This is a genomic window from Streptomyces xinghaiensis S187 (assembly GCF_000220705.2).
Taxonomy (GTDB): domain Bacteria; phylum Actinomycetota; class Actinomycetes; order Streptomycetales; family Streptomycetaceae; genus Streptomyces; species Streptomyces xinghaiensis.
In genome coordinates this window covers 5,383,123-5,408,912 of sequence record NZ_CP023202.1, presented here as the reverse complement: position 1 = coordinate 5,408,912, position 25,790 = coordinate 5,383,123, and the positions used below count along the sequence as shown (strand labels likewise).

Annotated in this window: 19 protein-coding genes and 1 pseudogene; 11 read left to right on the top strand and 9 right to left on the bottom strand. The window is 75.8% G+C overall.

Going from position 1 to position 25,790, the window contains the following annotated elements; translation table 11 throughout:
- The first annotated feature begins 233 nt into the window (after positions 1-233).
- The 7 genes and pseudogenes from SXIN_RS23085 to SXIN_RS23055 all read left to right on the top strand — a co-directional run bounded on the left by SXIN_RS23085 (position 234) and on the right by SXIN_RS23055 (position 7,515).
- Positions 234-920, top strand: a complete 687-nt coding sequence (locus SXIN_RS23085) for an SCO2322 family protein (RefSeq protein ID WP_337589360.1) — start codon at positions 234-236, stop codon at positions 918-920.
- A gap of 185 nt (positions 921-1,105) precedes the next feature.
- Positions 1,106-2,218 (top strand): annotated as a pseudogene (locus SXIN_RS23080) (energy-coupling factor transporter transmembrane component T family protein); the annotation flags it as partial.
- 485 nt (positions 2,219-2,703) lie between these two features.
- On the top strand, positions 2,704-4,431 hold the full coding sequence (locus SXIN_RS23075; RefSeq protein ID WP_095757456.1) for an ABC transporter ATP-binding protein: 1,728 nt from the start codon (positions 2,704-2,706) through the stop codon (positions 4,429-4,431).
- Positions 4,428-5,273 (top strand): ECF transporter S component, encoded by an 846-nt coding sequence (locus SXIN_RS23070; protein WP_095757455.1) that lies wholly within the window; start codon positions 4,428-4,430, stop codon positions 5,271-5,273. Before SXIN_RS23075 ends, SXIN_RS23070 begins: the two co-directional genes overlap by 4 nt.
- A 287-nt stretch (positions 5,274-5,560) precedes the next feature.
- On the top strand, positions 5,561-6,196 hold the full coding sequence (locus tag SXIN_RS23065) for a DUF6230 family protein (RefSeq protein WP_019709306.1): 636 nt from the start codon (positions 5,561-5,563) through the stop codon (positions 6,194-6,196).
- Between the two features lies 1 nt (position 6,197).
- Entirely contained in the window at positions 6,198-6,704 is a 507-nt protein-coding gene (locus tag SXIN_RS23060) for a DUF6114 domain-containing protein (protein ID WP_019709305.1), read from the top strand.
- A gap of 109 nt (positions 6,705-6,813) precedes the next feature.
- Positions 6,814-7,515, top strand: a complete 702-nt coding sequence (locus SXIN_RS23055; protein WP_095757454.1) for a hypothetical protein — start codon at positions 6,814-6,816, stop codon at positions 7,513-7,515.
- A 166-nt stretch (positions 7,516-7,681) separates the two neighbouring features.
- On the opposite strand, the gene SXIN_RS23050 is transcribed toward SXIN_RS23055, so the two are convergent.
- From SXIN_RS23050 to SXIN_RS23035, 4 genes are all read right to left on the bottom strand, one after another.
- Complete coding sequence (locus tag SXIN_RS23050) at positions 7,682-9,856, bottom strand: bifunctional glycosyltransferase 87/phosphatase PAP2 family protein (protein WP_420341063.1); 2,175 nt, start codon at positions 9,854-9,856, stop codon at positions 7,682-7,684.
- Between the two features lie 357 nt (positions 9,857-10,213).
- Complete coding sequence (locus SXIN_RS23045) at positions 10,214-12,370, bottom strand: Ig-like domain repeat protein (protein ID WP_019709303.1); 2,157 nt, start codon at positions 12,368-12,370, stop codon at positions 10,214-10,216.
- A gap of 492 nt (positions 12,371-12,862) precedes the next feature.
- Entirely contained in the window at positions 12,863-13,708 is an 846-nt protein-coding gene (locus SXIN_RS23040) for a hypothetical protein (RefSeq protein WP_157916335.1), read from the bottom strand.
- Positions 13,705-14,397 carry a preprotein translocase subunit SecG gene (locus SXIN_RS23035; protein ID WP_095757450.1) on the bottom strand — a complete coding sequence of 231 codons (693 nt, stop codon included), beginning with the start codon at positions 14,395-14,397 and terminating at the stop codon, positions 13,705-13,707. The genes SXIN_RS23040 and SXIN_RS23035 overlap by 4 nt, the downstream gene beginning before the upstream one ends.
- 144 nt (positions 14,398-14,541) lie before the next feature.
- Between SXIN_RS23035 and SXIN_RS23030 the strand changes: the two genes are divergently transcribed.
- On the top strand, positions 14,542-15,048 hold the full coding sequence (locus SXIN_RS23030) for a GNAT family N-acetyltransferase (protein WP_095757449.1): 507 nt from the start codon (positions 14,542-14,544) through the stop codon (positions 15,046-15,048).
- Between the two features lie 33 nt (positions 15,049-15,081).
- Here the strand turns inward: SXIN_RS23030 and SXIN_RS23025 are convergent, their stop codons facing one another.
- Positions 15,082-17,334 carry an MDR family MFS transporter gene (locus SXIN_RS23025; RefSeq protein ID WP_095757448.1) on the bottom strand — a complete coding sequence of 751 codons (2,253 nt, stop codon included), beginning with the start codon at positions 17,332-17,334 and terminating at the stop codon, positions 15,082-15,084.
- A 212-nt stretch (positions 17,335-17,546) separates the two neighbouring features.
- Between SXIN_RS23025 and SXIN_RS23020 the strand changes: the two genes are divergently transcribed.
- The 3 genes from SXIN_RS23020 (at position 17,547) to SXIN_RS23010 (ending at position 21,816) form a co-directional block, all read left to right on the top strand.
- Positions 17,547-19,034 (top strand): peptidoglycan-binding domain-containing protein, encoded by a 1,488-nt coding sequence (locus SXIN_RS23020; RefSeq protein ID WP_095757447.1) that lies wholly within the window; start codon positions 17,547-17,549, stop codon positions 19,032-19,034.
- 873 nt (positions 19,035-19,907) lie between these two features.
- The gene (locus tag SXIN_RS23015; protein WP_157916334.1) at positions 19,908-20,666 is read left to right on the top strand and encodes a peptidoglycan-binding domain-containing protein; all 759 of its coding nucleotides are present in this window, start codon (positions 19,908-19,910) and stop codon (positions 20,664-20,666) included.
- Positions 20,667-21,150: 484 nt separating this feature from the next.
- Positions 21,151-21,816, top strand: a complete 666-nt coding sequence (locus tag SXIN_RS23010; protein ID WP_019706423.1) for an HAD-IA family hydrolase — start codon at positions 21,151-21,153, stop codon at positions 21,814-21,816.
- Positions 21,817-21,877: 61 nt separating this feature from the next.
- Here SXIN_RS23010 and SXIN_RS23005 read toward each other — a convergent pair whose 3' ends face one another.
- The 4 genes from SXIN_RS23005 to SXIN_RS22990 all read right to left on the bottom strand — a co-directional run bounded on the left by SXIN_RS23005 (position 21,878) and on the right by SXIN_RS22990 (position 25,674).
- The gene (locus tag SXIN_RS23005; RefSeq protein ID WP_019709301.1) at positions 21,878-22,465 is read right to left on the bottom strand and encodes a TMEM165/GDT1 family protein; all 588 of its coding nucleotides are present in this window, start codon (positions 22,463-22,465) and stop codon (positions 21,878-21,880) included.
- A 299-nt stretch (positions 22,466-22,764) separates the two neighbouring features.
- Complete coding sequence (gene tnpB / locus SXIN_RS23000) at positions 22,765-24,225, bottom strand: IS607 family element RNA-guided endonuclease TnpB (protein WP_019709300.1); 1,461 nt, start codon at positions 24,223-24,225, stop codon at positions 22,765-22,767.
- Positions 24,222-24,797 carry an IS607 family transposase gene (locus tag SXIN_RS22995; RefSeq protein ID WP_039821518.1) on the bottom strand — a complete coding sequence of 192 codons (576 nt, stop codon included), beginning with the start codon at positions 24,795-24,797 and terminating at the stop codon, positions 24,222-24,224. The genes tnpB and SXIN_RS22995 overlap by 4 nt, the downstream gene beginning before the upstream one ends.
- Positions 24,798-24,876: 79 nt before the next feature.
- The gene (locus tag SXIN_RS22990) at positions 24,877-25,674 is read right to left on the bottom strand and encodes an ABC transporter permease (protein ID WP_019709298.1); all 798 of its coding nucleotides are present in this window, start codon (positions 25,672-25,674) and stop codon (positions 24,877-24,879) included.
- Between the last annotated feature and the right edge of the window lie 116 nt (positions 25,675-25,790).

Sequence of the window (25,790 nt, the reverse complement as noted above, 5' to 3'; positions counted from 1 at the left end):
CGCACCGGACGGGGCCGCTCGGCCGGGAGACGGACGGAGCGGAGCAGCCGCACGGCAGCGGCCCGGGTGACACGCGGCGGAGCGGCGGCCGGCACGGCACGCGGCCGAGCGGCGGCCGGCACGGCACGCGGCCGAGCGGCGGCCGGCACGGCACGGTGCCGCGCGGCGCCGGCCGTCCCCGGGCCGGCGCCCGCCGGCGTCCGGCCGCGCGCCCCGGGGTGCGCGGGTCGGCCGTGCTGCTGCTCGTGGCCGCCGTCACCGCGCTCGGCGCGGGGCCGGCGCAGGCCGAGGGGTACCGCTACTGGTCGTTCTGGCAGCGGGACGGGGGCAGTTGGAGCTACGCCACCGAGGGGCCGGCGACGGCCCGGCCCGCCGACGGCGACGTCGAGGGCTTCCGCTTCTCGGTGAGCGTCAACACCCAGGACGCCGCGAAGCCGCGCGGCACCGCCGGCTTCGACGCCGTCTGCGCGGACACCCCCGCCGAGGACGGCCGCAAGAGGGTCGCGCTCGTGCTGGACTTCGGTACCGCCGAGGACGCGCCGGACGGCGAACGGCCCCCGGAGCCCCGCACGGAGTGCGCGTCCGTGCCGGAGGACGCGACCAGCGGCGAGGCCCTGGCCGCCGTCGCGAAGCCGCTCCGCTACAACACCTCGGCGCTGCTGTGCGCGATCGCGGGCTACCCGGAGCGCGGCTGCGGCGAACAGGTGTCCGGGGAGGCGGGTGCCGGGGACGGCGGCGCGGACCCGGCCGGCGGAAGCGGTCCCGGCGGCTCGGGTGACGACCGTGCCGGTGACGACCGTGCCGGTGAGCCGGCCGGCGGGGACGGCGGCGGCTCGTCCACCGGTCTCTACGCGGGTGCCGCCGCCGTCGCCGTCCTCGCCGCGGGCGCCGCCTGGCAGGCCCGCCGACGCCGCGGATGAGCCCCGGCGCCCCCGGGACGCCCCGTCCCGGCCCTCTCGACAGCGCCCGGCCCGCGGCGGGCCGCGGTGCCGTTCCGCCGCGCCCCGCGACGGCCGCCGTGCCCCGGTCCCGGCGGCCGGAGCGGGGCACGGACGGCGCGGCCCGGCTGCCCGGCGCGGAGGGGACGGGCGCGGCTCCGTCCGCGGTGGCGCGGCTCCGCGGGCGTCTCGCGTCCCGGGCGCCGGAGGCCTCGCGCGGCAACGCCCTGCACGCCGGGGCCTGGTGGCTGTGGGCCCTGGGTCTGGCCACCGCCGCGTCCCGGACCACCAATCCGCTGCTGCTGGCCCTGCTCGCCACCGTCGCCGGCTATGTCGTCGCCGCGCGGCGCACCGACGCCCCCTGGGCGCGCAGCTACAGCGCGTTCCTCAAGCTCGGCCTGGTGGTGATCGCGATCCGGCTGGTCTTCTCGGTCTTCCTCGGCTCGCCGATCCCCGGCAGCCAGGTGCTCTTCACGCTGCCCGAGGTGCCGCTGCCGGAGTGGGCGCGCGGGGTGCGGATCGGCGGCCGGGTCACCGCCGAGGGGCTCGCCTTCGCCTTCTACGACGGCCTCAAGCTGGCCGTGCTGCTGGCCTGCGTCGGCGCGGCGAACGCGCTGGCGAACCCGGCGCGGCTGCTCAAGTCGCTGCCGGGCGCGCTGTACGAGGCGGGCGTCGCCGTCGTCGTCGCCATGACCTTCGCCCCCAACCTGGTCGCCGACGTGGTGCGGCTGCGCGCCGCACGCAGGCTGCGCGGGCGCGCCGACCGGGGCGTCGGGGCGATCCTCCAGATCGCGCTGCCGGTGCTGGAGGGAGCGCTGGAGCGGTCCGTCGCGCTGGCCGCCGCGATGGACGCGCGCGGCTACGGCCGCACCGCCCGCGTCCCGGCCGCCGTACGGCACACCACGACGGTGCTGACCCTCGGCGGGCTCCTCGGCGTCTGCGCCGGCACCTACGGTCTGCTGGCCGCGGAGGGCGCGGGGTTCGGCCTGCCCGTCCTGCTGCTGGGGCTGTCCGCCGCACTGGCCGGGCTGTGGCTGGGCGGCCGCCGCTCGGTGCGCAGCCGCTACCGGCCGGACCGCTGGGGCCCGCGCTCCTGGCTGGTCGCCGGGTCCGGGGCGGCGGTGGCCGCGGTGATGATCTGGTCCGCCTCCGCCGGCCGGGCGGACCTGCACCCGTCGGTCGTCCCGCTGACGGCACCGGCCCTCCCCCTGTGGCCCGCGGCCGGCGTCCTGCTGGGGCTGCTCCCGGCCGTGGCCGCCCCGGCGCCCGCGTCCCGGACCCGCCGCGGCGGGCCGGGCGGAACCGGACCGTTCGATGCCGCCTCCGCGTCGGGGGGCGCGGAGCCGGGCGAGCGGTCCGAGCGGGCCCGCGGGTCCGGGGCCCCGGACCTGGACCCGGACCGCGACCGGGACCGGGACCGGGACCGGGACGCCGTTCCGGACGGGGCCGTCGCCGCCTGGCGCCTCCGCCCGGGCCGGACGGGCCCGGAACACGGCCCGGCGGACGGCCCGGCGGACGGAGCCGCGCCGCCGAATTCCGGCACCCCGGACGGGGCTCCCGGTGCCGCCCCGGGTCCTTGCGCGCCGGGCGCTCCGCCGGCCTCGTCCACCCCGCCGGGCTCCGGGTGGCGCTCCGGGGGCGGCGGTGAAGCCGGCGGCGGGCGCCCCGGGCCTTCCGCCGCCCCGGACCGCCCGGAGCGTCCCGGTCCGCCGCACCGCGCGGAGCGCCGCCGCACCGCGTCCGCCATCCCACCGGAGGAGACAGCGTGATCCGGTTCGACGACGTGTCGGTCCACTACGAGGGCGCAGCCGCCGGACCGGCGCTCACCGGTGTGGATCTGACGGTCCCCGAGGGCGAGTTGTGCCTTCTCGTCGGCCCCTCCGGTGTCGGCAAGTCGACACTGCTGGGCACGGTCAGCGGTCTCGTCCCGCACTTCACCGGCGGCACCCTGCGCGGCCGGGTCACGGTCGCGGGCCGCGACACCCGCACCCACAGGCCGCGCGAGCTGGCGGACGTCGTCGGCACCGTCGGCCAGGACCCGCTCGCCCACTTCGTCACCGACACCGTCGAGGACGAACTGGCGTACGGCATGGAGTCCCTGGGCCTCGCCCCGGCCGTGATGCGCCGCCGCGTCGAGGAGACCCTCGACCTGCTCGGCCTCGCCGCGCTCCGCGACCGTCCCATCGCCACCCTGTCCGGCGGCCAGCAGCAGCGGGTCGCGATCGGATCCGTCCTGACCCCGCATCCGCGGGTGCTGGTGCTGGACGAGCCGACCTCCGCGCTCGACCCGGCCGCCGCCGAGGAGGTGCTCGCGGTCCTCCAGCGGCTGGTGCACGACCTGGGCACGACGGTGCTGATGGCCGAGCACCGGCTGGAGCGGGTCGTGCACTACGCGGACCAGGTCATCCTGCTGCCCGCGCCCGGCGCGGCCCCGGTGACGGGCGGTCCGGCGGAGATCATGGCCGTGTCCCCGGTGACGCCGCCGGTCGTCGCCCTGGGGCGGCTCGCCGGCTGGTCTCCGCTGCCGCTGTCGGTACGGGACGCGCGGCGGACCGCGGGCCCGCTGCGGGAACGGCTGGCGGGGCTCGCCCCGGACCCGTACCCGGTTCGCGCCCCGCACCCGGCCGCCACCGGGGCCACCGCGGGGACCGCCGGAACCGCCCCGGATACCACTCCCGCCGCCGAGCTGTCCCGGCTGTCGGTGCGGCGCGGCCGCACCGAGGTGCTGCGCCGGATCGGGCTGACCGTGCGGCCCGGCGAGACGGTGGCCCTCATGGGCCGCAACGGCGCGGGCAAGTCGACCCTGCTCAACACCCTCGCCGGGCTGCACCGCCCGGCGGGCGGCACGGCCCTCGCCGGCGGCGCCGTCCCGCACCGCACACCCCCGCGCGACCTGATCCGCCGCGTCGGGCTCGTACCGCAGGAGCCGCGGGACCTCCTCTACGCCGACACGGTCGCGGCGGAGTGCGCGGCGGCGGACGGGGACGCGGACGCCGAGCCGGGCAGCTGCCGGGCCCTGGTCACCGCCCTGCTGCCGGACGTCTCCGACACCACCCATCCGCGCGACCTCTCCGAGGGGCAGCGGCTGGCGCTCGCTCTGGCCGTCGTGCTGACGGCACGCCCGCCGCTGCTGCTGCTCGACGAGCCGACCCGCGGCCTCGACTACGCCGCCAAGTCACGGCTGGTGGAGATCCTGCGCGGACTGGCGGCGGAAGGGCACGCCGTCCTGCTGGCGACCCACGACGTGGAGCTCGTCGCCGAACTGGCGCACCGGGTGGTGATCCTGGCGGACGGCGAGGTGGTCGCGGACGGCCCGACCGCCGAGGTCGTCACCGCCTCCCCGGCCTTCTCCCCGCAGGTCTCCAAGATCCTGGCGCCGCAGCCGTGGCTCACCGTCTCCCAGGTGCGGGACGCCCTGGCCGCCCCGGACAGCCCGGACAGCCCGGACAGCCCGGATGATCCCGGCACCCCCCGGACGGAGGCCGCCCGATGACCCCGCAGCTCCCGCCGGCCCGGGAGCGGCCGGCGGCCGGCCGGGTGCGGGCGGTGCGTCTCGGCCCGCGCTCGGTCGCGGCGCTCGTGCTCGTCAGCGCGATCGGGGTGATGGCCTTCGGCTGGCCGCTGCTCGCCGACTCCGCGTCCGGGCTGGCGCACTCGGGCGACGCGCCGTGGCTGTTCGCGGCGCTGCTGCCGCTGCTGGTGGCCGTCGTGGTGGCGACCGTCGCCGACACCGGGCTGGACGCCAAGGCCATCGCGATGCTGGGTGTGCTCGCGGCGGCCGGCGCGGCGCTGCGGCCGCTGGGCGCGGGCACCGCCGGGCTGGAGCCGATGTTCTTCCTGATGGTGCTGAGCGGCCGGGTGCTCGGCCCGGGCTTCGGTTTCGTGCTCGGCGCGGTGACGATGTTCGCCTCGGCCCTGCTGACCGGCGGGGTGGGGCCCTGGATGCCGTTCCAGATGCTGTCGATGGGCTGGGTGGCGATGGGCGCCGGGCTGCTGCCGGGGGCGGAAGGGCTGCGCGGCCGGGCGGAGCGGTGGCTGCTGGCCGCGTACGGCGGGGCCGCGGCCGTCCTCTACGGCACGGTGATGAACCTCCAGGGCTGGCCGTACATCGGCGGGCTGGGGACGGGCATCTCCTTCGTCCCGGGCGACCCGGTGCACGAGAACCTCGTCCGCTTCGCCGCGTACTGCCTGGCGACCTCCCTCGGCTGGGATCTTCCCCGGGCCGCGCTGACCGTGGTGCTGACCCTCACCCTCGGCTCCACCGTCCTGGCGGCCCTGCGCCGCGCTACCCGCCGGGCGGCCTTCGAGGCCCCGGTGGCGTTCGAACGGCCCTGAGCCCGGGCCGGCCGCCCCGCGCGGCCCGCGGCGTGCGGCCGCGCCCCTCAGCCGGCCCGACGGGGCGCTCCACCCCTCCGGGCCGGTCCCCGGGAATCCGGCTCCGCCGCGGTCTTGCCAAGGTTACTGGCGAGTCATACCCTCGGTAACCCACGGCTTGGCATGCACTCAACACTGCACCCATGCGCCCCTTCGCACCGCGCACAGAGCCGCACCACCTCCCCCACACGCACCGCTGACGCGCGGTCCGAGGCGCTGACCCCGTTCCACCGACGGAGGGACAGACCATGGAAGACGTTCGGAGCAGGGACGACGCGGACGGATACGAGACCGGCCGCGTCGGACTGCGGAGATTCGCGTTACTCGCGGTCCCGGGATTCGCGGCCACCGCGGCGCTCGCCGTCGCGCTGGCCAACGGGGCGCTCGCCGCCTCGTTCGCCGTCTCCGGCCAGGAGTTCAAGGTCTCCGCCGACGAACTCACCGGGGACGGCTTCGTCCAGTACGGCAGTTTCGACACCAACGTCCGGGACGAGCTGCTGCCCGTGGCCGTGACCGGCCTGCGGAAGGCGGAGATGACCAATCTCTGCCAGTCCGTCGTCACCAGCCTGCCGGTCGTCGGCGACATCTCGCTCAAGCTCTCGGCGGGCACCGGGAAGAAGAAGGTCGAGGCCACCGACCTGATGCTGGACGCCACCCAGCTCGCCGGCAACGCCTCCTTCAACAACATCGAGATCGGCCGGGACGCCTCCACCCTCGACAAGGGGCCGGACGGCGCCCAGGGCATGCAGGACCTCTTCTCGCAGCAGGCCGACGACATCCGGATGACGAACCTGAAGCAGACCGCCTGGGCCACCACCGCCGGCACCTTCAAACTCGCCGGGCTGCACATGAAGATCCACAAGGGCCGGACGGAGTGCTTCTGACGTGCCCGGCCGTGCCCCCTCCGAACCGGCCCGCCCCGCAGCCTCCCCCGGCACCCCCGCGGCCGCCGGTACGGAGGTGACCGGCGGCTCCCCGGGCACCCGGCCCGGTGTACGGGCCCGCTGGCGGCGGTGGCGGCGCAGCCGTCCCTTCTGGGGCGGCCTGCTGACCGTCCTCGCCGGTCTGGAGATCAGCCTCATCCCGCTCGCCCCCGTCGAGATGATGCTGCACCAGGGGATCGCGGGCCTGCCCTCCGTCCTGCTCGCCCTCATCGTGATCGTGATGGGGCTGAGCGCCTGGTTCGCCCCCCACTACCGCGGCCTCGCGGGCGTCGTCACCGTCCTGCTCGCCGCCGCCGCACTGGTGATGTCCAACCTCGGTGGCTTCTTCATCGGCACCGTGCTGGGCATCGTCGGCGGCTCCATGATCTTCGCCTGGCGGCCCGTGCCGCGGCAGGCGAGGGGGGATACGGCCGGAGAACGGCCGCCACCCCGGCGCCGGCGCCGGTAACGGGCCCGAACCGCCCGCCGGCTCCGGGAGCCGAGCCCTCCCCGGGCCCGTCCCCGCACGACACCCCTCACCCCGAAACACCCCAACCCTCACAAGGAGAACCCCCACCATGACGCGAGCCTTAGCCCTGCGCGCCCTCGTCGCCTGCGGCACCGGAGCCGCCACGGCCGCCGCCCTGGCGCTCACCGGCGCCGCCTCCGCCACCGCCGCCCCGGCCGACTCCACCGCGGCCGGGCCGACCACCGTCTCCCCCGCCGGACACCAGTTCGCCGCCACCCTCAACGGATCGGCGACCTTCAAGGCCGGCGCGGTGACCGTCACCTGCACCGTCTCCAGCTCCGCGCCCGTCGCGGACGGCACCTCGGACGCCAACCAGGTCCCGGACGCCCCCGGCAACACCAACGCCGAGGGCCCGGTCGAGAGCGTCATCAACGCCCCGACCTACAGCTCCTGCCGCTCCAGCCTCCCCGGGGTGAGTGTCACCATCACCACCACCGGCGTCTGGGGTGTCTCGATGCAGCACGGCGACCCCAGCAGCGCCACCCTGACCATCCCCCAGGGCGGCTTCGTGCTGAAGACCAGCGGCCTCGCCTCCTGCACGGTGACCGCCGCCCCCGACGGTGCCGCGCCCGTGGCCGGCACCTGGACCAACGGCGCCCCCTCGCAGCTGGACTTCACCGACGCCCAGGTCCCGGTGTCGGCCACCGGCGGCTTCGGCTGCCCGACCAGCGCGGAGACCTCGGCCTTCAACGCCACCTATGACGTCACCGATGTGACCGACCCGGCCTCGCAGATCACCGTGACCGGCTGATCCGCACGGCTCCCGCGGTCCGGCCGGTCCCCTCCGCCCCGACCGCGGGCCGGACCCGTACGGACCGGCCGCGCGCCCGGTCCGTACGGGCCCTCACCCCGCGCGGCGGCCGATGCCGGGCCGCCGCGCGACCGGGCGCCCCCGCTCCGGCCCGGACTCCCGCCGCTCAACCCTCCCCGGGCGCACCGGTCTTCTCCCCACCGGCCGTCCCGGCGAGTTCCGGCTCCGCGCCCCGGCCCGGGGCCGCCCCCGGCCCCCGCCCGGCCGCCGACCGCTCCCCGTCCGCACCCGTCCCGGTCACGGCAGCCCCGCCGTCCGCCCCGCCGGCAGCGCCCGCCGGGTCCGGGAGCTCCGGGATCCCGGCCGCGCCGGCCTGCTCCGCCGTACGGCCGATGAGCAGGTGCCGCACCCCGAAGCCGGCCGCCACCACCACGACGCCGCCCACCGCGTCCAGCAGATAGTGGTTGGCGGTCCCGACGATCACCACCGTCGTCAGCACCGGATAGAGCACGCCCAGCACCCTCGGCCACAGCGCGGGCGTCAGCCGCCACACCACCACGGCACACCACAGCGACCAGCCGACGTGCAGCGAGGGCATGGCCGCGTACTGATTGGAGATCCCCGTCAGCGCGCCGAAGTCGGGATGGTCCAGGTCCTGCGGGCCGTGGGCCGTGTCGACGAAGCCGAGCCCCGGCATCAGCCGCGGCGGCGCCAGCGGGTACATCCAGAAGCCGATCAGCGCCAGCAGGGTGGCGAACGCGAGCGAGGTGCGCCCCCAGCGGTAGAGCACGGGGCGGCGCAGATACATGAAGCCCAGCAGCGACAGCGGCACCAGGAAGTGGAAGGCCGAGTAGGAGAAGTTCATGACGCCCTCCAGCCAGCCCGTCCGCGCCACCAGCAGGTTGAACCACAGCTCGACGTCGATGCGGAGCGCCGCCTCGATCTCCAGGATCTGCCACCCGTGGTGCTCCGCGAGCCACCGCCCGTCCGGCGCCTGGCCGCGGACCCAGGAGTACGCCCAGTAGCCGACCCGGATGAGCAGCAGTTCCAGCAGCAGATTGGGCCGGGTCAGCGGCCGCGGCCAGGACCGCAGCAGCGGCAGCCGTCCCGCTCCGGCCGCCGCGGGAGCGGCCTGCGGCGCGGGGCGCGGCCGCAGCCACTCCGGTTCCGCCCGGGTCAGGAACGGCACCGCGCAGGCGGCGGCCAGCGCCGCCAGCAGCGGTGCGTTCTCCCCGATGAGCCCTATCCACTCGATGTTCGGCACGAGGGCGTCCCGGTGCAGGGTCATCACCAGGACGACGACCACGGGCCAGACGAGCCGGTCGGCGCGGCGGCGCCCGACCCGCCCGACGGCGGCGAGCAGGATCCACAGCTGCTGGTGCTGCCACGCGGTGGGCGAGACGGCCACCGCGACGCAGCCGGCCAGCGCCACGGCGAGCAGCCACTGGCCGTCGGCCGCGTAGCGCGCCGCGCGGCGCAGCCCGGCCACCGCGACGGCGGCCGCGAGGACGAGGAAGAGCGCGATCTCCAGCGGACCCTGGGCGCCGAGCCGGAGCAGCAGCCCGTGCAGGGACTGGTTGGCCGGACTGTCGGGGGGCCCGCCGAGGCCCGCGCCCGCCGCGTGGCGCAGCCAGTACGTCCAGGAGTCGTCCGGTGACGCGGCCCAGGCCAGCGCCGAGCAGGCGGCGAAGGTTCCCGCGGCGGTCACCGCGGCCCGCCGCCGGCCGGCCGCCCACAGCAGCACGGCGAAGAGCAGTACGGCGGGCTGGAGCGCGGCCGCGGTGCCGATGAGCGCCCCGGAGGCGCGGGCGGAGCAGCGCGGCAGGAAGGCGGTGAGCACCAGCAGGACGGGGAGGACGCTGGTCTGGCCGAGGGTGAAGGTGTTGCGCACCGGCACCGAGACGACCAGCAGGACGAGCGCGGCGGGGGCCGCGAACAGCGCGGCCCGCCGGGAGAGCGGCCCCGGCAGCAGACGCGCCGTCACCAGGCCGGTGGCGACGACGAGGAGCAGGGTGCCGAAGGTCCAGCCGACCCCGAGCGCCTGTTCGGCGGCCCGGGTGAAGGGCTTCAGGACGAGCCCGGCGAACGGGGTGCCGGTGAAGGAGGGGCCGGTGAAGGCGCCGTCCCCGTACAGCGGCTGCCCGGCCCGCAGGACGCCGTTCTCCCCGAGCCAGGTCTCCAGATCGGCCAGCCGCCGCCGCGGGGGCAGTTGCAGGACGGCCGCCGCCTGACGGGCCGCCAGCAGCGCGACCACCAGCCAGAGCGCGCCGACGGCCAGCACCGTCCGTGATGCCGCCGGTTCCGCGACCGCCCGCAGTCCGTTTCTCTCCGGATTCGCCACCGTCCGACCGCTCCCCCGTCTCCGTCCGCCCCCTGGGTGTCCATCGCACCGCGCCGTGCAAGACGCGGGACACCCGGCGGCCACCTGACCGTCGCCGCCCATTGCCCGCAGATTAGCCCCGATCTTCGCGGGGAGCCGGATGGTTTGTCCCGGTGTTTCCGGGCGTGCCGGGATGGGTGGCGGTGGACGGTGGCCGGATCCCGCCGCCCGGGCCGGAAGGGTGCCTGCGGAGGGACGGGTTCCCGCACGTCTCCGTCCCGCGCGGACGGGAGACGCCGCGCCCCGGGGCGGGCGCGGCGTGGAGAGGGCCGTGCCGGGGTGCTGGTCCCCACCCGGCGCGGCCCCCGGTCCCGGTGCTCAGGGAAGGAGCGGCAGCGGCCGGAAGTCCAGCGGTGCCGTGTCGGTGGACGGTCCGTGGACGGCGGTCCCGGCGAAGGAGGCCCGGTAGGACTCCGTGGTGACCAGGGTCGACTGGACGGTCACAGTGCTGAGGGTGGCGACACCGGAGGCGTTGGTCACGGCCGTGCCCAGGGTGACCTGCCCGGTGGTGGGGTCGGCGGTGAAGGTGACGGTCTGCCCGGGCAGCGGCGCCCCGGTGGCCGCGTCGGTGAGGGTGGCCCGCAGGGCCGGGATGACGAAGGTGCCGTTGGTCCGCATCCGGATGGCGGCCGGTTCGGCGTCGAGCCGGGTGGCGGTGGTGGCGGGCGGCGTGACGGTGACGGTGACCGTGCCGGAGGAGCCGGCGAAGCAGCCGTTGCCGTTGTAGGCCGCGGTGACCGTGTTGGTGCCGGCGGGCAGGGCGCTGGTGGTCGCGGTCGCCACCCCGCCGGGGTCCACCGGGACGGTCTGGCTGAAGCCGCCCGGGCCGGTGAAGGTGACGGTGCCGTCGATCGTCTCCGGGCCGGAGGACGAGGGGATGACGGTGGCGGTGAGCGTGACGGGCTGCCCCTGGGTGGTGGCGGCGGGGACGGCCGTGACCGTGGTGGTCGTGGTGACCGGTTCGACGGTGACGGGAGTCAGCGGGGAGTTCGACGCGGCGGTGCCGGGGTCGGCCGGGACGAAGAACGCGGCGGCCTGCCGCACCCCCACGCCGAGGCCGGAGTAGACCGTACTGGCCTGTCCGGAGGCGTCCAGGGCCACCGTCCGGACCGGGCCGCCGTCGCTGAGGATGAAGGTGACCGAACCGGTGGTCACCGGGTCGCCGTTGGCGGTGAGCACCGTCGCCCGCAGGGTGACGTCCTCGCCGCAGACCGCCGGGCCCGGGATCACCTCCAGGGTCGTCGTGGTGGAGGTGGGGGAGAAGACGTAGGTGAAGGTGCCGGCGCTGGTGCCGGTGCCCTCGGCCGTGGTGACGATCACCGGACCGCTGCCCGTGCCGGGCGCGGTGACCGCGGTGATGCCGGTGTCGCTGTTCACGGTGACGGAGGCGGCCGGGACCCCGGCGATGGTGACGTCGGTCGCCCCGGTGAAACCGCTGCCGGTGATTGTGACCGCCGTCCCGCCCGTGGAGGGCCCCGTCGTCGGGGTGACGCCCGTGACCACGGGCACGGTGAGGACGGTGACCTCTCCCACCGTGTAGTTGGTCACGTAGATGTCGCCGCCCGGGGCCACCGCGATCCCGTACGGCGTGGTGCCGGCCGCGACGGTGTAGAGGATGGCGTGGGTGGCGGTGTCGATCACCAGGGCCACGTCGCCGGCGTAGTCGGTGACATAGGCCCTGCCGTCGTCCGCGATCGCGACCGCGACCGGCTCGGTCCCGGGCGGGAGCACGATCGTGTCGGTGACCAGAAGCGTGGCCGTGTCGATGACCGACACCGTGGCGGAGCCGGAGTTGACGACGTGGGCGAAGCCGCCGGACACGGCCACCGAGGAGGGTCCGGAGCCGGCCGGGAGCGCGATGGTCTGGGTGGTGTCCGTGCTGCTGTCGATCACCGTCACGGTGTGGGACCCGGTGTTGGCCACGAACACCAGGCCGTTCGAGGAGCCCGCCCCGGACGGCAGGAGGCCGGCCGGGATGGGCGAGACGACGGGCACGATCGTGTCCGTCGCCGTGTCGACGACCGTGACGGAGCCCGCCAGGAAATTGCTCACATAGGCCTTGCCGTTGGACACCGCGACGCCGATCGGCCCGGTGCCAGCCGGGAGCGTGACCGTGCCCGTGACCGTGTCGGTGGCCGTGCTGATCACCGAGACGGTGTCCGTGTTGAGGTTGGTCACATAGACCTTGCCGCCGGCCACGGCGGCCGCCGTCGGCCCGCTGCCGGCCGGGAGCGCGATGGTGTCCAGAACGGTGCCGGTGGCCGTGTCGATCACGGTGACGCTGTCGGAGTCGGTGTTGACGACGTAGGCCTTGCCGCCCGGGGTGACCGCCACGGCGGCCGGTCCGGCGCCGGCCGGGATCGTGGACGTCGCCAGGACGCCGATCCGCGTCACCGGCGGCGGTCCGCCCGTCTGCCGGGGCAGACGCCCCGCGCGCTGCTGCGACTGCTGCGACTGCTGCGTGTGCGCATCCATGTGGATCTCCCGTGTGGGTACGGAGTGTGGGCCCGCCCCGAGCGTGTGCGGTGCGGCCCCGGCGCCGTGGACCCGCGCGGGTCCCCGCGCCTCCCGGTCTCCGCGGGCCGCACCGTGAAGCGGCCGGCGGGCCGGGCCGGGCCGGGGAAGCGGCACGCCCGCTGCGGACCTCCTGGTGATCCCCCGCCCCGGACGGGATAACCGGGGCATTGGACTCAATACGCATCAATCAGCAGCAAAACGCTTATCGTACGCGCTCTTTCGCACCACCGCGGGGTGCACCGCGCACCACCGGCGCACACCTCCGCCGCGACCGGCGGCTCCTTCCGGTCCCCCGCCGTCAGGGGCCGGGCCGGGTGCCCGCGCACAGGAAAAAGCCCCGGAAGCCGTGGCTTCCGGGGCCTTGCGGGGCCGTACCGGCTCCTGCTCCCCGACGGACGTCTCCACGGGGTCGTGTGCCCGTCGCGGCGGTGCGGTGGTGCGGCGGGTGGTTCAGACTCGGAGCAGACGCTCCGTCAGGTCGCGGTAGTCGCGCAGGGCGGTGCGCAGTTCCTCGGTGTCGAGGTGCGCGTCCCGGCCCTTGCCGTTGCCGCTGCCACTGCCGCCGTTGTGCTCCCAGGCGCCGCGCAGCTTGCGGCGCTGCTCGCTCAGAGCCTTCGCGACGTTCTCCGCGGCCTCCTCGAACAGGGCGTCGGCCTCGCGGACCGCTTCCCGGGGGCTGTCGACGAAGCCCGTCACCGTGTGCTGGAGCCGCTCCGAGAGCCGGTCGCACTCGCGCTGCGGCAGCAGGGGCGCGGCCGCGGACAGGACAGCGGTGTCACCGCGGTGCGCCGCGCCGTCGCCGTGGGCCGGGACCTCGCCGTACGACGCGCCGTACGCCGCGCCGTCGTTGTACGACGCGCCGCCGCCGGGGACGGAGCTCTCGCCGGCCGTCGCACCGCCGTGGTGCGCGGTGTCTCCGCCGGGGTCTCCCACGTGCTCCCCCGGGATGGGGTACGAGCGGGCCGGAAGGCCGGTCGCCGGGTCCACCGGGGCCGCTTCGCCGCCCGGGGCCGGCGGGGCATACGGGGCCGCCGAGGTGGCGGGGGCCGCCGTGGTCGCCGCGCCGGAGGGGTCGGACGGGGGGACGGGGTCCGCCGGGCCGCCCGGGTGTCCCGTGGCCTCCGGGGCCGCCGCGCCGGCCGGGAAGCCGGCGGCGCCGCCGTCGCCCGCGGGCCGCCCGGCCGGTGTCCGCCCGGGGCCGCCCGTCACGGCCGGGTCCGGGTGGGAGCCGGGACCCCGCTCGTAGCCGTCACCCTGGTCGTGCTCGTGCTTGTTCCTGCCGAGATGCGCCATCACGCACCGCCCTTCGTCGTTCCGGTGTGGTGCCGGGCGGCCCAGGGGCCGTGCAGCCGGTCGGCGAGCCGCTGCTTGCCGCTCCCGGCGGCCGGGGTGCGCGTGCCGTGCCGCTCGGCGCCGCGGTCGTGGGCCCGGTGCCGCGCGTTGTCCTGCGGGTGTGTGCTGACCAGTTCCTCGAAGAGCGCGCGGGCGTGGACCACGGCCTCGCGCAGTTCCTCGGTCTCCGCCCGGCCCTCGCGGGCCCGTGCGGCGACGGCGTGCACGTGCCGGTAGCCGTCGACGTGCTCGCCGTGGTGCACCGACAGGGCCGCGACCTGCTCGTCGAACTCGTCGGCCGGGAAGCCGCGTTCGCGGATCAGTTCGCCCAGCAGCCGCTCCGCAGCGTCGACGGCCCGCGCGGGCGAGTCGACGAACTGCTCCTGCACGCCGGCCCAGCGGGCCACGTACTGCTCGCGGGCCTCGGCGCTCAGCGGGCGTGTCCGCAGATCGCCGTGGCGCCGCAGCCGCTCGGAGAGTTCCCGTTCCGCGGCCTTACGGTCGCCGTCGTGGCGGGCCACCGTGCGCTCGTACTCGGGACCGAACCGGCGCTTCAGGCCGCCACCGCCGCTCTGCATGACGCGCGGGGCGAGCACGAGCGCGACGATGACGAGAGCCGCCACGGCCAAGATGATGATCACGCCTGTGGACATGTCGTGCCTTTCGCTGAGCTCCCCTCGTGCGAGGCTTTCATCACGGCGTGTTGCCCCGGACACGGGCCGCAAACGCTGTCAAAGCGGCCGAGGGACACGGAAATTGAGCTGCACCCGGCCCCGGGACCGTCACAGAATGCACCCATGACCTGGACCGGAACCCGCCCCGTCGCCCCCTGGACCGTCTCCCCCGAACCCGTCGGCTCACCCGTCGCCGGGCGGCTGTTGCGCGCCTACTACGCCGAGGTCGCCGGCCGGTACTACGGGCGCGCCGTGACGGACGCCGAGATCGACGAAGGGCTCGTCGAACACCACAGCGACGACCTCACCGCGCCGGCGGGCGTCTTCCTCGTCGCCCGTCTCGGCGGCGAGCCGGCCGGCTGCGGCGGGCTGCGCCTGCTGCGGCCGGGCACGGCGGAACTCAAGCGCCTCTACGTCCGCCCGGAGGCGCGGGGCAGCGGCGGCGGAGGCGCCCTGCTCGGGGCGGTGGAGGCGGCGGCCCGGGGACTGGGCGCGGAGCGGATCGTCCTCGACACCCGGCACGACCTCGTCGAGGCGCGGGCGCTGTACGCCGGGCACGGCTACACGGAGATTCCCGCCTACAACGACGACCCGTACGCCGAGCACTGGTTCGCCAAGCACCTCGGCTGAACCGCGCGGGGCGTCCGGCCGCCGCAACCGCGCTCAGCCCGGGTGCGGCCCCGCCCCGGCCCCGGCGTCCGCGCGGTGCCGGACACCGTGTCCCTCGCCGTGCCGGCGCCGGTGCCCGCCGTGCCGCGGCCCGCCGTCGTCGTACGGCCACTCCTCGTCCGAACCGCACAGTTCCGCGCTCAGCTCCCGGACCACCTCCTCCAGGTCCCGCGGCCGGTCCGGCCCCCACCAGTCGCCGAGCAGCGCCGCCAGATGCTCCTCGCGGGCCGCGGCGAGCCGGCCGGCGACCTTCCGCCCCCGGGCGGTCAGCCGCAGCGGCAGCCCGTCCCGGACCGCCAGGCCGCGGCCCTCGATCTGCCGCACGGCCGAGGTGAGCACGCTCAGCGGCAGGGTGCCGCGCCCGGCGAGCACCGCCGGGTCGGCCCCGCCCTCGCGCCGGACGCGGAGCAGCAGCCAGCTCGCGGCGGGGTCGAGGCTGTAGCCGGCCCGGGCGGTGATGTCCTCGTAGAGGCCGTGGCATCCCTCGCGGGCGCCGAGGGCGGAGAGGGCGCGGGCCACCTCGTCGTGGGAGGAGCGCTCCACCGGGTTGCTCGCGTAGGTCTCGCTCATGTCGGGGGTGGTGACGGAGCCGCGCAGCGGTTCCTCCTTGAGCAGGACGGCCAGCACGAGCGCCCCGAAGGTGACGGGGGCCGCGAAGAGGAACACGTCGGTGATCGACGCGGAGTAGGCGTCCAGGACCTCCGGGCGCAGCCGCGCCGGGAGCAGGTCGATGGTGCGCGGATCGGAGGCCAGGTCGGCGGGCCCGGCTCCGGCGGGCAGGCGCTCGTCCGCGAGCAGGGCGGTGAGCCGGTCGCCCAGCCGGCCGGCGAAGACCGTGCCGAAGACGGCGACCCCGAAGGAGGCGCCGATGGAGCGGAAGAAGGTCGCGCCGGAGGTGGCGGCGCCCAGGTCCTCGTAGCCGACGGCGTTCTGCACGGCGAGCACCACGATCTGCAGGACGAGGCCGAGGCCGAGCCCGAAGACGGTGAAGGAGACGTTGATCTCCCAGCCGGGGCTGAACCGGTCGATCCGGTGCAGGAGCAGCAGCCCGAGGGTGGTGACCGCGCAGCCCGCGACGGGGAAGACCTTCCAGTGCCCGGTGCGGCTCGCGAGCTGGCCGGAGACGGTCGAGGCGATCAGCAGCCCGGCGACCATCCAGAGCATCCGGACCCCGGAGGCGGTGGGGCTGAGACCCCGTACGACCTGGAGGAAGGTCGGGAGATAGATCATCGTCCCGAACATCGCGAAGCCGACGACGAAGCCGATGACCGATCCGAGGGTGAAGGTGCGGATCCGGAACAGGCCGAGCGGCAGGACGGGTTCCACGGCCCGCCGTTCCACGGCCGTGAAGGCGGCCAGGAGGACGGCGCCGAGCAGGGCGAGCCCGGCGACCCGCCAGGAGACCCAGGGCCAGACGGTGCCGCCGAGTGAGGAGAGCAGGACCAGCACGGCCGCGACGGCGGCGATCAGGAGGATGCCGGAGTAGTCGATGGTGTGCCGGACGGGGCGCGCCGGGATGTGCAGGACGGCGGCGATGACGAACAGCGCGACCAGGCCGATCGGGAGGTTGACGTAGAACACCCAGCGCCAGCTGAGCTGTTCCGTGAAGAGGCCGCCGAGCAGGGGCCCCAGCACGCTGGCCGCGCCGAACACCGCCCCGAACAGGCCCTGGTAGCGGCCGCGTTCACGGGGCGGGACGATGTCGCCGGTGATGGCCATGGAGAGCACCATCAGCCCGCCGCCGCCGAGCCCCTGGAGCGCGCGGAAGACGATCAGCTGCGGCATGTCCCGGGCGATCCCGCAGAGCGCGGAGCCCACCAGGAAGATGCCGATGGCGAGCAGGAAGAGCCGCTTCCGGCCGTATTGGTCACCGAGCTTGCCCCAGAGCGGGGTGGCGGCCGTGGCCGCGAGCAGATAGGCCGTGACGACCCAGGACAGGTGGTCCAGGCCGCCGAGTTCGCTGACGATGACGGGCAGGGCGGTGGCGACGATCGTCTGGTCGAGGGCGGCGAGCAGCATGCCGAACAGCAGTGCGCCGATCGCCAGGCGCACGGTGCGCCGGGGCAGGTCCTCCCCGGGCCCGGGTGCGCCGGCGGGTACCGGGGCGGTGGCATCCGAGTCCGCCGCCCGGACGGCCGCGGGCGTCCCCGGCGCCGCGGTTCCGCCGGGGGCGCGGAGGGCCCGGGGCGCGCCGGGTCCGCCGTCCCGTCCCGCTCCTTTCGGGCGTGGGGCCGCGTCCTCGGCCATGGACGCCTCCTCGGTTCGGGCCTGCTCCCGCCGCCGGTCGCCCGCGGCCCGGCGGCTTGCCGTGCGTGTCCGCGCGTTCCCGCGGCTCCGCGTCCCATCCTGGCGGTTTTGCCGGGGTATGGCCCGCCGGAAGGGACCGTCGGCGGGGCCCTGGCTGTGCTCTTCGCACAACTGTCTGCATAATCGCTCCCACGCGAGGGAGGGGACCCACCGTGACGGCATACGTCTGCCCGGACTGCGGGGCGGCACGGCATCGGGACGGCCGGCCCGGCTGCGCGTGCGCGGCCCGGGAGGCCGCCGCCGCCGAGGATTTCGACCCGCTGCGCATCCGGCCGTACGTGGAACTGCGCGAACCGGCACCGGCGCCGGCGCCCGGGCCGGAACAGCCCCCGGCCGCGGGCCCCGCCGCCGCGCCGGACGCCGCGGCGCCGGACTCACCGGCGGAGGGATCGCCGGGGGAGAACTCCGCGGCGGCCCGGGAACCGGACGGTGCCCCGGACCGGTCCGCCGGCGGGGCCTCCGGCCCGGAGCCCGCCGCCGCGTCCCCCGCGCCGTCCGCCTTCTCTCCGGAATCCGGGCCCGGTCCGGCCGCGGTTCCCGGATCCGGCACCGGCTGGGACACGCTGTTCCGCTCGCCGCCCGCCGATCCGGCACCGGGGAACACCGGCGGGCCCGACGGCACCGGCGGCCCGGCCGGAGCGGGCCCGCCCGGTGACGGCCCCGGGACCGGCCGGTCCGCGCCGGGCTCCGCCGCCTCCGCCGGTACGGCCGCGGAACAGCCCGCCGACCCGGCGGCCCCGACCACCGCGCTCCCCCGGTTCGACGCCACCGGCCGCCCGGCGGGCCCGGACCGGCCGGGCGACTCGGGAGCCGGCCCGGGTGCCGCGCCGGAAACCGGCGGCCCGGCCGGGGAGGACGACGCCCCGGACACCACCCGCCCCCTCTCCCCGCTCACCCCTGCGGCCGGCGCGGACCGGGGCGCGGACTCCCACCCCCGCGCCGAGGACCTGGGGCTCTTCCACGACGACGCCTTCGCGGACCGCGGACCGGAGGACTCCGGCCGCCCCGGGCCGGGCCGCAGCGGGCGCCGCCGCCGTACGGCGGTGATCGCCGGAGCGGCCGCGGCGGTGGTCGCCGTCTGCGCCGGGGTCCTCGGCACCGGGCTGCTGGGCGGCGACAACGAGGACCGCGCGGCACCGAACGAGAACAGCCTCACGCCCACGGCCGTGCTCCCCACCGACGGAAACGGCCCGTCGGCGAGCACCTCGGCCTCGCCCTCGGCCTCCGTCTCCGCCAACGGCGGCTCCCCGTCGGCCTCGGCCACGGGCTCGTCCCCGTCCGCGAGCCCGTCGGGGACGGCGGGTGCGGCGGCGCCGGACGGCACCCCGGAGCCCACCCGGGCGTCGGGCTCCGTCTCGGACGCCCCGGACGAGCCGGGCGACGGCTCCGGGTCCGGCTCCGGACAGAACGATCCGCCGGTCCTGCAGAAGGGGATGTCGGGACCGGAGGTCCTGGAGATGCAGCAGCGCCTCAACCAGGTGGGCCTGTTCAGCACGGTGGACGAGGACGGCAGCTACGACGACCAGGACGAGCGGGCGGTCGACAGCTACCAGCGCTGGAACGGCGTCGAGGGCGATCCGAGAGGCGTCTACGGACCGGCCACCCGCCGCTCCCTGGAGGAGCGCACCGAGGAGCCGTAGGACCGGCCCGCCGCTCCCCGGGCCACGGCACCCGGCACCGCGCCTCGCCGCACCGCCGGCCATGCCGCGTACGCGCCCCGTGCGCGGGGCGGCCCCGCGCCGTGCGGGGCACGGCACCGGACGCGCGGCCCGACCCGGCGTGAGGGTCTGGACAGGCCCCGGGACGGAGCAGGCAGGGGCGGCGTCCGTGCGGCCCGTGCCGTGGTGCCCCAGCGGCCGCCGGGTCCGCAGAGACCGGCGGAGCTCGGCGGACTCGGCGAACTCGGCGGACTCGGCGGACGCGGCGAACTCGGCGAACTCGGCGGAGCGGTACGCAGACTGCGGAGAAGCCCCCCGCGCGGGCCCGAGGACGTCCCGTACGGCCCGTTTCGCGGCCTATGCCCCCTGAGGGAAGCACCCCGATGAGGACCTGTCCGTTCCCCTTCACACCACTGTCTGCATAATCGCTCCCACTGCGATGAGGGGATCCATCAGGTGACGGCACATCTCTGCCCGGTCTGCGGGCTGGAGCGGACACGGGCCGACGGCCTCGGCCTCGGCTGCGACTGCGCGGGGCGGGCGGCCTCCGCGGCCGGGGACTCCGCCCCGCCGCCCCATGAGCCGTCGGCCCGTCCGTCACCCCGCCCGGCCGGCGGGTTCCCGTCCGGGACCACGGCCTCCGGGGAGCCCCTGGACGGAGAGGGCGGGCGCGGTCCGGAGGAGGGCGGCAGCGGATTCCCGCCGTACGGCCCTGCCGCTTCGGCCGCGGGGCCGGACCCGGCCTCCGCGGACAGCCCGGCGCGCGCGAACGCCGGAACCGACCCGGCCCCGAGACGTCCACGAAACCCGGACCGGGACCGCGACCGGGACCGGGAGGGCGATGACGGCGCCACGATGCCCCTCCGCCCCGTCCACCCGGCGGCCTCGCTGGTGGCCCTGCCGGAGTACCCGGCCTCCGGCCCCCGCGAGGAGGATCTGGGCCTCTTCGGCACCGCCACCCCCGCCGCGCCGGAGGCGCCGGCCGGGCACGGACGCCGGGACCCCCACGGACCGGGGTATCCACGGGCCGACCGGCGGGCGGACCGCCGGCAGCGCCGTCGCCGCGTGGCGGCCGTCACGGCCACCGCCGTGGCGGTGGCCGCCGTCTGCGCCGGTGTCCTGGCCGCCGGCCTGTCCGGCGGCAGCGAGGAGAGCGACCGCGCGCTGCCGGACGAGACACCCCGGGCCCCCACCGCCGTCCTGCCCACCGGCGACGCCTGGACGGGCAGCGGCCGGCCCTCGGCCTCGGCCCCGGCCACCGGCCCCGCGTCCGCCACGCCGACCCGGTCCCCGTCCGCCGTGACGTCCCCGGCCTCCAAGGCGCCGGAAGCCGACCGGACGGCGGACGAGGGCGCCGAGACCCTGGACGAGACGCCCCGCCCCGAACCGGCACCGGTTCTCAGCAAGGGGATGTCCGGAGCGGAGGTCCTGGAGATGCAGCGGCGGCTGAACCAGATCGGCCGCTCGCTGAAGGTGGAGGAGGACGGCCAGTACAACGGGAACGAGGTCCGGGCCATCAGCCGCTACCAGAACATGTTCGGCGTCGAGGGCGACCCGCAGGGGGTCTACGGACCGGCCACCCGCAGTTCCCTGGAGAGCCGCACCCAGGTGTAGCCACGCGGCGGGACCCGCCGACCGCTCCCGCTCGTTCGTGCCCGCCGACCGCTCCCGCTCGCCGGGCGGCCCGCTCGGCGTACGGCGGACGCCCACTCCCGGCCCGCGCCGGCCGGCCGGGGAGCCGCCGGCACCCCACCTCACGCACTCCACCTCCACCACAGCACCGGCCGGGGCCGGCCGCCCCGCCCCCGGCCCCGTGCCGTCCCGCTCCGTACCGTCCTGTCCGCCGCGAACGTGACACGGCACGGGTCACCGGCCCTCGGTCGCCGCCCCTCACTCACCGGCCGCCACCTGCGGATTCACATCCGTTTCCCGGTGGGGCTGGCGTCTTGGTCCCGTGTTTTGTATGGTTGTGGAACAAAGTGGTTCCGCCCGTGTTCCCTGACCGGCGGGCGGAGCCGCCTTGTTTCCCGGTTTCCCGGTCCCCCTTCTCCGGTTCTCCGGTTTCCCCCTTCGCACGCCCCGCGCCCAGGAGCAGCCCATGACGGCCATCCCCGCCGCGCCCCTCTCCGCCCGCGCCGTCCTCCTCGACATGGACGGCACCCTCGTCAACTCCGACGCGGTGGTCGAGCGGTGCTGGCGGCAGTGGGCGGCGGAGCAGGGCCTCGACGGCGACCACGTCATGCGGCACGCGCACGGCCGGCAGGGCCACGCCACCATGGCGCTGCTCCTTCCGGACCGTCCGGCGGCCCTCAACCACGCGGACAACCGCCGGATGCTCGACCGGGAGACCACCGACATGGACGGGGTCGTCCCGGTGCCCGGCGCCGCCGCCCTGATGGCGGCGCTCCGCGGACTGCCGCACGCCCTGGTCACCTCCGCCGACAGCGGGCTGGCCACCGCCCGGATGGCGGCCGCCGGGCTGCCGTCGCCACCGGTGCGCGTCACCGCCGAATGCGTGGGCGCGAGCAAGCCGGACCCGGAGGGCTTCCTCAAGGCCGCCGCCGAGCTGGGCTTCGACGCCGAGGACTGTGTGGCCTTCGAGGACTCCGAGGTGGGCATCGCGGCGGCCCGCGCGGCCGGGATGCGGGTGGTCGGCGTCGGCGCCCGCGCGGCCGCCTGCGAGCCGACCGTCCACGTACCCGACCTGGAGCAGGTGCGGATCACCGGGGACACCGCCGGGCTGGTCCTGGCCTTCGGCGCCTGACCCCCCGGCCGTCCCGCCGGCGGCACGGATCACCCGCCCGGCCGCCGGCGGCCACGGGCCGTCAGCCCGTCGCGGCCTCGTACAGGCTGAACACCGCGAGCGCGAGCATGACCGCCGCCGCGACCTTGGTGATCAGCCGCAGCGGCACGTACTTCATCAGGGTGCGGCCGCCGAGGATGCCGATGCCCGCCACCGCCCACAGCGCCAGTACCGCGCCGATGCCGACCGACAGCGGGTCGTCGTAGCGGGCGGCCAGGTTGGCGGTCATGATCTGGGTGAGATCGCCGAACTCGGCGGCCAGGATCAGCGTGAAGCCGGCGCCGGAGACCTTCCAGAAGCTCTGGCCGCCCGGCTCGGCGCTCTTCTCCCCGTCCTCGTCACCGCCCTTCTTGAAGAGCAGGACCGCGGCCCCCGCGAGGAAGAGCACGCCCACCACGGCCTGCACGATCCGCTGCGGCAGCAGCGTGAGCACACTGCCGGCGGCGACGGCGAGCACCACATGGACGAGGAAGGCGGCGGCGACGCCCGCGAAGACGTACGAGGCGCGGTAGCGGGTGCCGAGCAGGAGACCGGCGAGCGCGGTCTTGTCGGGCAGTTCGGCGAGGAAGACGACGCCGAAGACGAGTGCGATGGTGCCAATGCTGAGCACAGCGGTGTTTCCCTCTGTCGATCGGTTGCCCGGGCTGCCCGACCGATGACCTGGCTGTGTTTCAGGGGTCGCTTCGGCCCGGCAGCGTCTGGACACTGCGGCCGAAGGTCTCGCTGGGCGGACGGCGCGCCACCGCGCACCGCCTGCCTCCGGGCGCCGGCCCGGCCGCGAGAGGCGGCCGGGCAGTATGTCGACGGTCGGTCTCGGTGTTGTTGTTGTCCGGCGAAGAGCTACTCCGTTACTCAGAGCCTCAGCGGCTCTCAGCATTCCAAGTATTTCGGCCCAGAAGATCCGTCACATCACCAGAGCGTGAAGGCTTCGGCTTGGGTACGGTCTCTCGCTTCTGTCTGCCGCTGGTGCGGCAGGGTTGCGCCACCTGCCCGCCCCGCGCTCGCCTTGCGGCGGGTGCGGGTGGCGCGGGTCTTCTGGTCGGCTCCACGAGGCTTCGACACCGGCTTGGGGGTGTCCTGGTCTCCGGCCACTCCGGTACCAGTCGTGCGGGCCGCGGCTGCGAGGGCGGCGAGGTTGAGTGCGGCGTTGTCGTCCCGGTCGATGACCAGGCCACAGGCGTCGCATGCGTAGGTCCGCACGTGCAGCGGCAGCTTGGCTTTCACCGCGCCGCACCCGGAACAGGTCTTGGAGGAGGGGTACCAGCGGTCGGCCACCACCAGGCGGGTGGCGTGGCGCCGGCGGGTCTTGTAGTTGAGTTGGCGGCGGATCTCGCCGAATCCGGCGTCGGCGATACGGCGGGCCAGGCGCCGGTTGCGGAGCATCCCGGCAACGTTGAGGTCTTCGACCACGATCGTGCCGTACTCGGCCGCCACCTGCGTGGTGATCTTGTGCAGGGCGTCCTGGCGGAGGTTCGCCACCCGGTGGTGAAGCTTGTTGCGCTGGGCGTTGGCCTTCTCCCACCGCTTCGACGGCTTCTGTCCGGTGCGCCGGTCGGGGCCCTGACGGCGGGACACGGTCCGGCAGGCACGGCGCAGTTGCTTGCGCGCGGCGTCGTAGTGCCCGGGGTTGGCGACGGTGCGGATTTCGCCCGTCGAGTCGGCCATGACCGCGAGGCTCTTCACGCCGAGGTCGATGCCGACCGCCACGTCCGGGCGGGCCACCCGTTCGAGGTCGCGTTTGACCTCGGCCTGGAAGGAGACGAACCAGCGTCCGCGTTCGTGCCGGACGGTCGCGGACAGGATGCGGGCCGTCCCGGCCTCAACGCGGGCCAGGAGAGCGCTGGTGGGCTCATGGACGCAGATCGTCCCGAGCCGGGGCAGGGTGACGTGCCGGCCGTCGGTGTCGACGCGGATCGTGCCGGTGGTGAACCGGCAGGCAAGACGCGCCTTCCGCTTCGACTTGAACCGGGGGGTACCCATGCGCTTGCCGCGCCGTTTGCCGTTCTTGGACTTGGCGTAGTTGTCGAACGCGGCCGACGCATTCGCCAGGCCGGTGTTGTACGCCTCTTTGGAGTTCCCCTGCCACCGGGCGGCGAACCTCGGATCGGTCGTCTTGGCCTGGTTGAACGCCTTCCGCAGGACGGGCAGCGACCACGGCCGCCACTGCGTCAACTCCGTCGCGGGGATGCCGTAGGACTCCTCGGCCTTGCGCTGCCACCACGACGCCTCGACCCAGCCGACCGCCCAGTTGTACGCGGTACGCGCTCCGCCGCAGTGTGAGCGCAGCGCGGCCTCCTGGGCGGCATTGGGGTCCAGGGCGAACCGGAACGCCTGCACCACGAACCCGGGCTGCGGCCGGAATTTCTTCACTCGGCGGCCCCGCCGGTCGCCACGGCCACTGCGCGGGCGGCCCGGGTCTTCGCCGCCCCCCGCCCATACAAGCGGGCACACATCGATGTGAGTACCTCGGTGATGTCCCGCACCAGGTCGTCAGCGGTCTCGGAGGGGTCGAGGACGACCAGACGCCGCCCGGACGCCGACAGGACCGCTTCGAGATGCTCGACACCGAACCGGGCCAGCCGGTCACGGTGCTCGACCACGATCACCGCCGCCTGCGGGTCGCACAGCACCCGGTGCAGCTTGCGCCGCCGCCCGTTCAGCCCCGAACCGACCTCGGTCACGACTTCCGCGACCGACAAGCCGAGCCCGGTGGCCCCTTGGACTACCCGGGTCACCTGCCGGTCAAGGTCCACTTTCTGATCCGCCGACGAGACCCGGCAGTACGCCACGACCCGGCCGGACGCCTCCGGGGCGGGCTCGTCGACCAGCCATGTACCGGAAGGCGTCTGGCGTACCGGGACCGGCATACGGCCCTCTTTAGCCCACGCCCACGCGGTCTGGTAGTGCACGCCGTTGCGTGCCGCCCACTCGGAAAGCTTCACGCGATCAAGATAGCGGATGAGAAAGACTGAGATTCACTGATGGTTTGGTCAAGAGCTCGAAGCCCTTCAGACGCGCGTTTCAGCCTGCGCGACGCTCCGCCCGCTCCCCGTCCCGGTGCAGGAGTCCGCGGGCGACCAGCTCCAGCACCAGGGCCACCGCCACCACCTGCACCGCCACCAGCGCGACCAGGACGAACAGCTGGACGGCCCCGGCCATGACGGGTGACGCCCCGCCCAGCAGCATGCCGACGAACGCGCCCGGCAGCGTGACCAGGCCCACCGTCCGCGTCTGGTCCAGCCCCGGCAGCAGGGCGTCGGAGGCGGCGGGCCGGGCGATCTCCAGCCGGGCCTCGCGCACGAGCAGCCCCAGCGCCATCCCGGCCTCCACCTCCCCGTGGCGGGTGCGCAGTTCGTCGAGGGCCCGCCGGCCGGCGAGCACCGTGGCGGTCAGCGCGCCGCCGATGAGGATGCCGCTGACGGGGATGAGGGCGATGCCCTTGAGCGGGACGAGCCCGGTGACCAGCAGCACGGCGACCACCGGCACCACCCCGGCGCCGACCGGCAGGGCGGCCCACCACCAGGTGCGGTTACGGGTCACCCGGCGGCCCGCCGTCCAGACCGCCACCCCGAACATCAGCGCGACGAAGCCGAGCAGCAGGGGCACCGCGCGGACCACCCAGCCGATGAGGTACGAGACGGCGGCGAGCTGTACCGCGGCCCGCAGCCCCGCGGTGACGACGGCACGGGCGTAGCCGCGGCCGTCCGGGCCGGCGAGCCGGGCGAGGGCCGCGACGGCGGCGGCCGCGAGGAGCAGGGCGGCGAGGACGATCCCCAGCACGGGGTTGACGGGGAGCAGGGTGTCGGCGGCGGTGAGCACGCGGCCACCCTAGAACGGGCCCGCGCCCCGCTCGCACGGGTGTGCCCCTGTTCGTCCACCCGGCCGCCGGGTATGGACACGTCAAACCCTTGATCTGACGTGCTCATGTCGTCAAT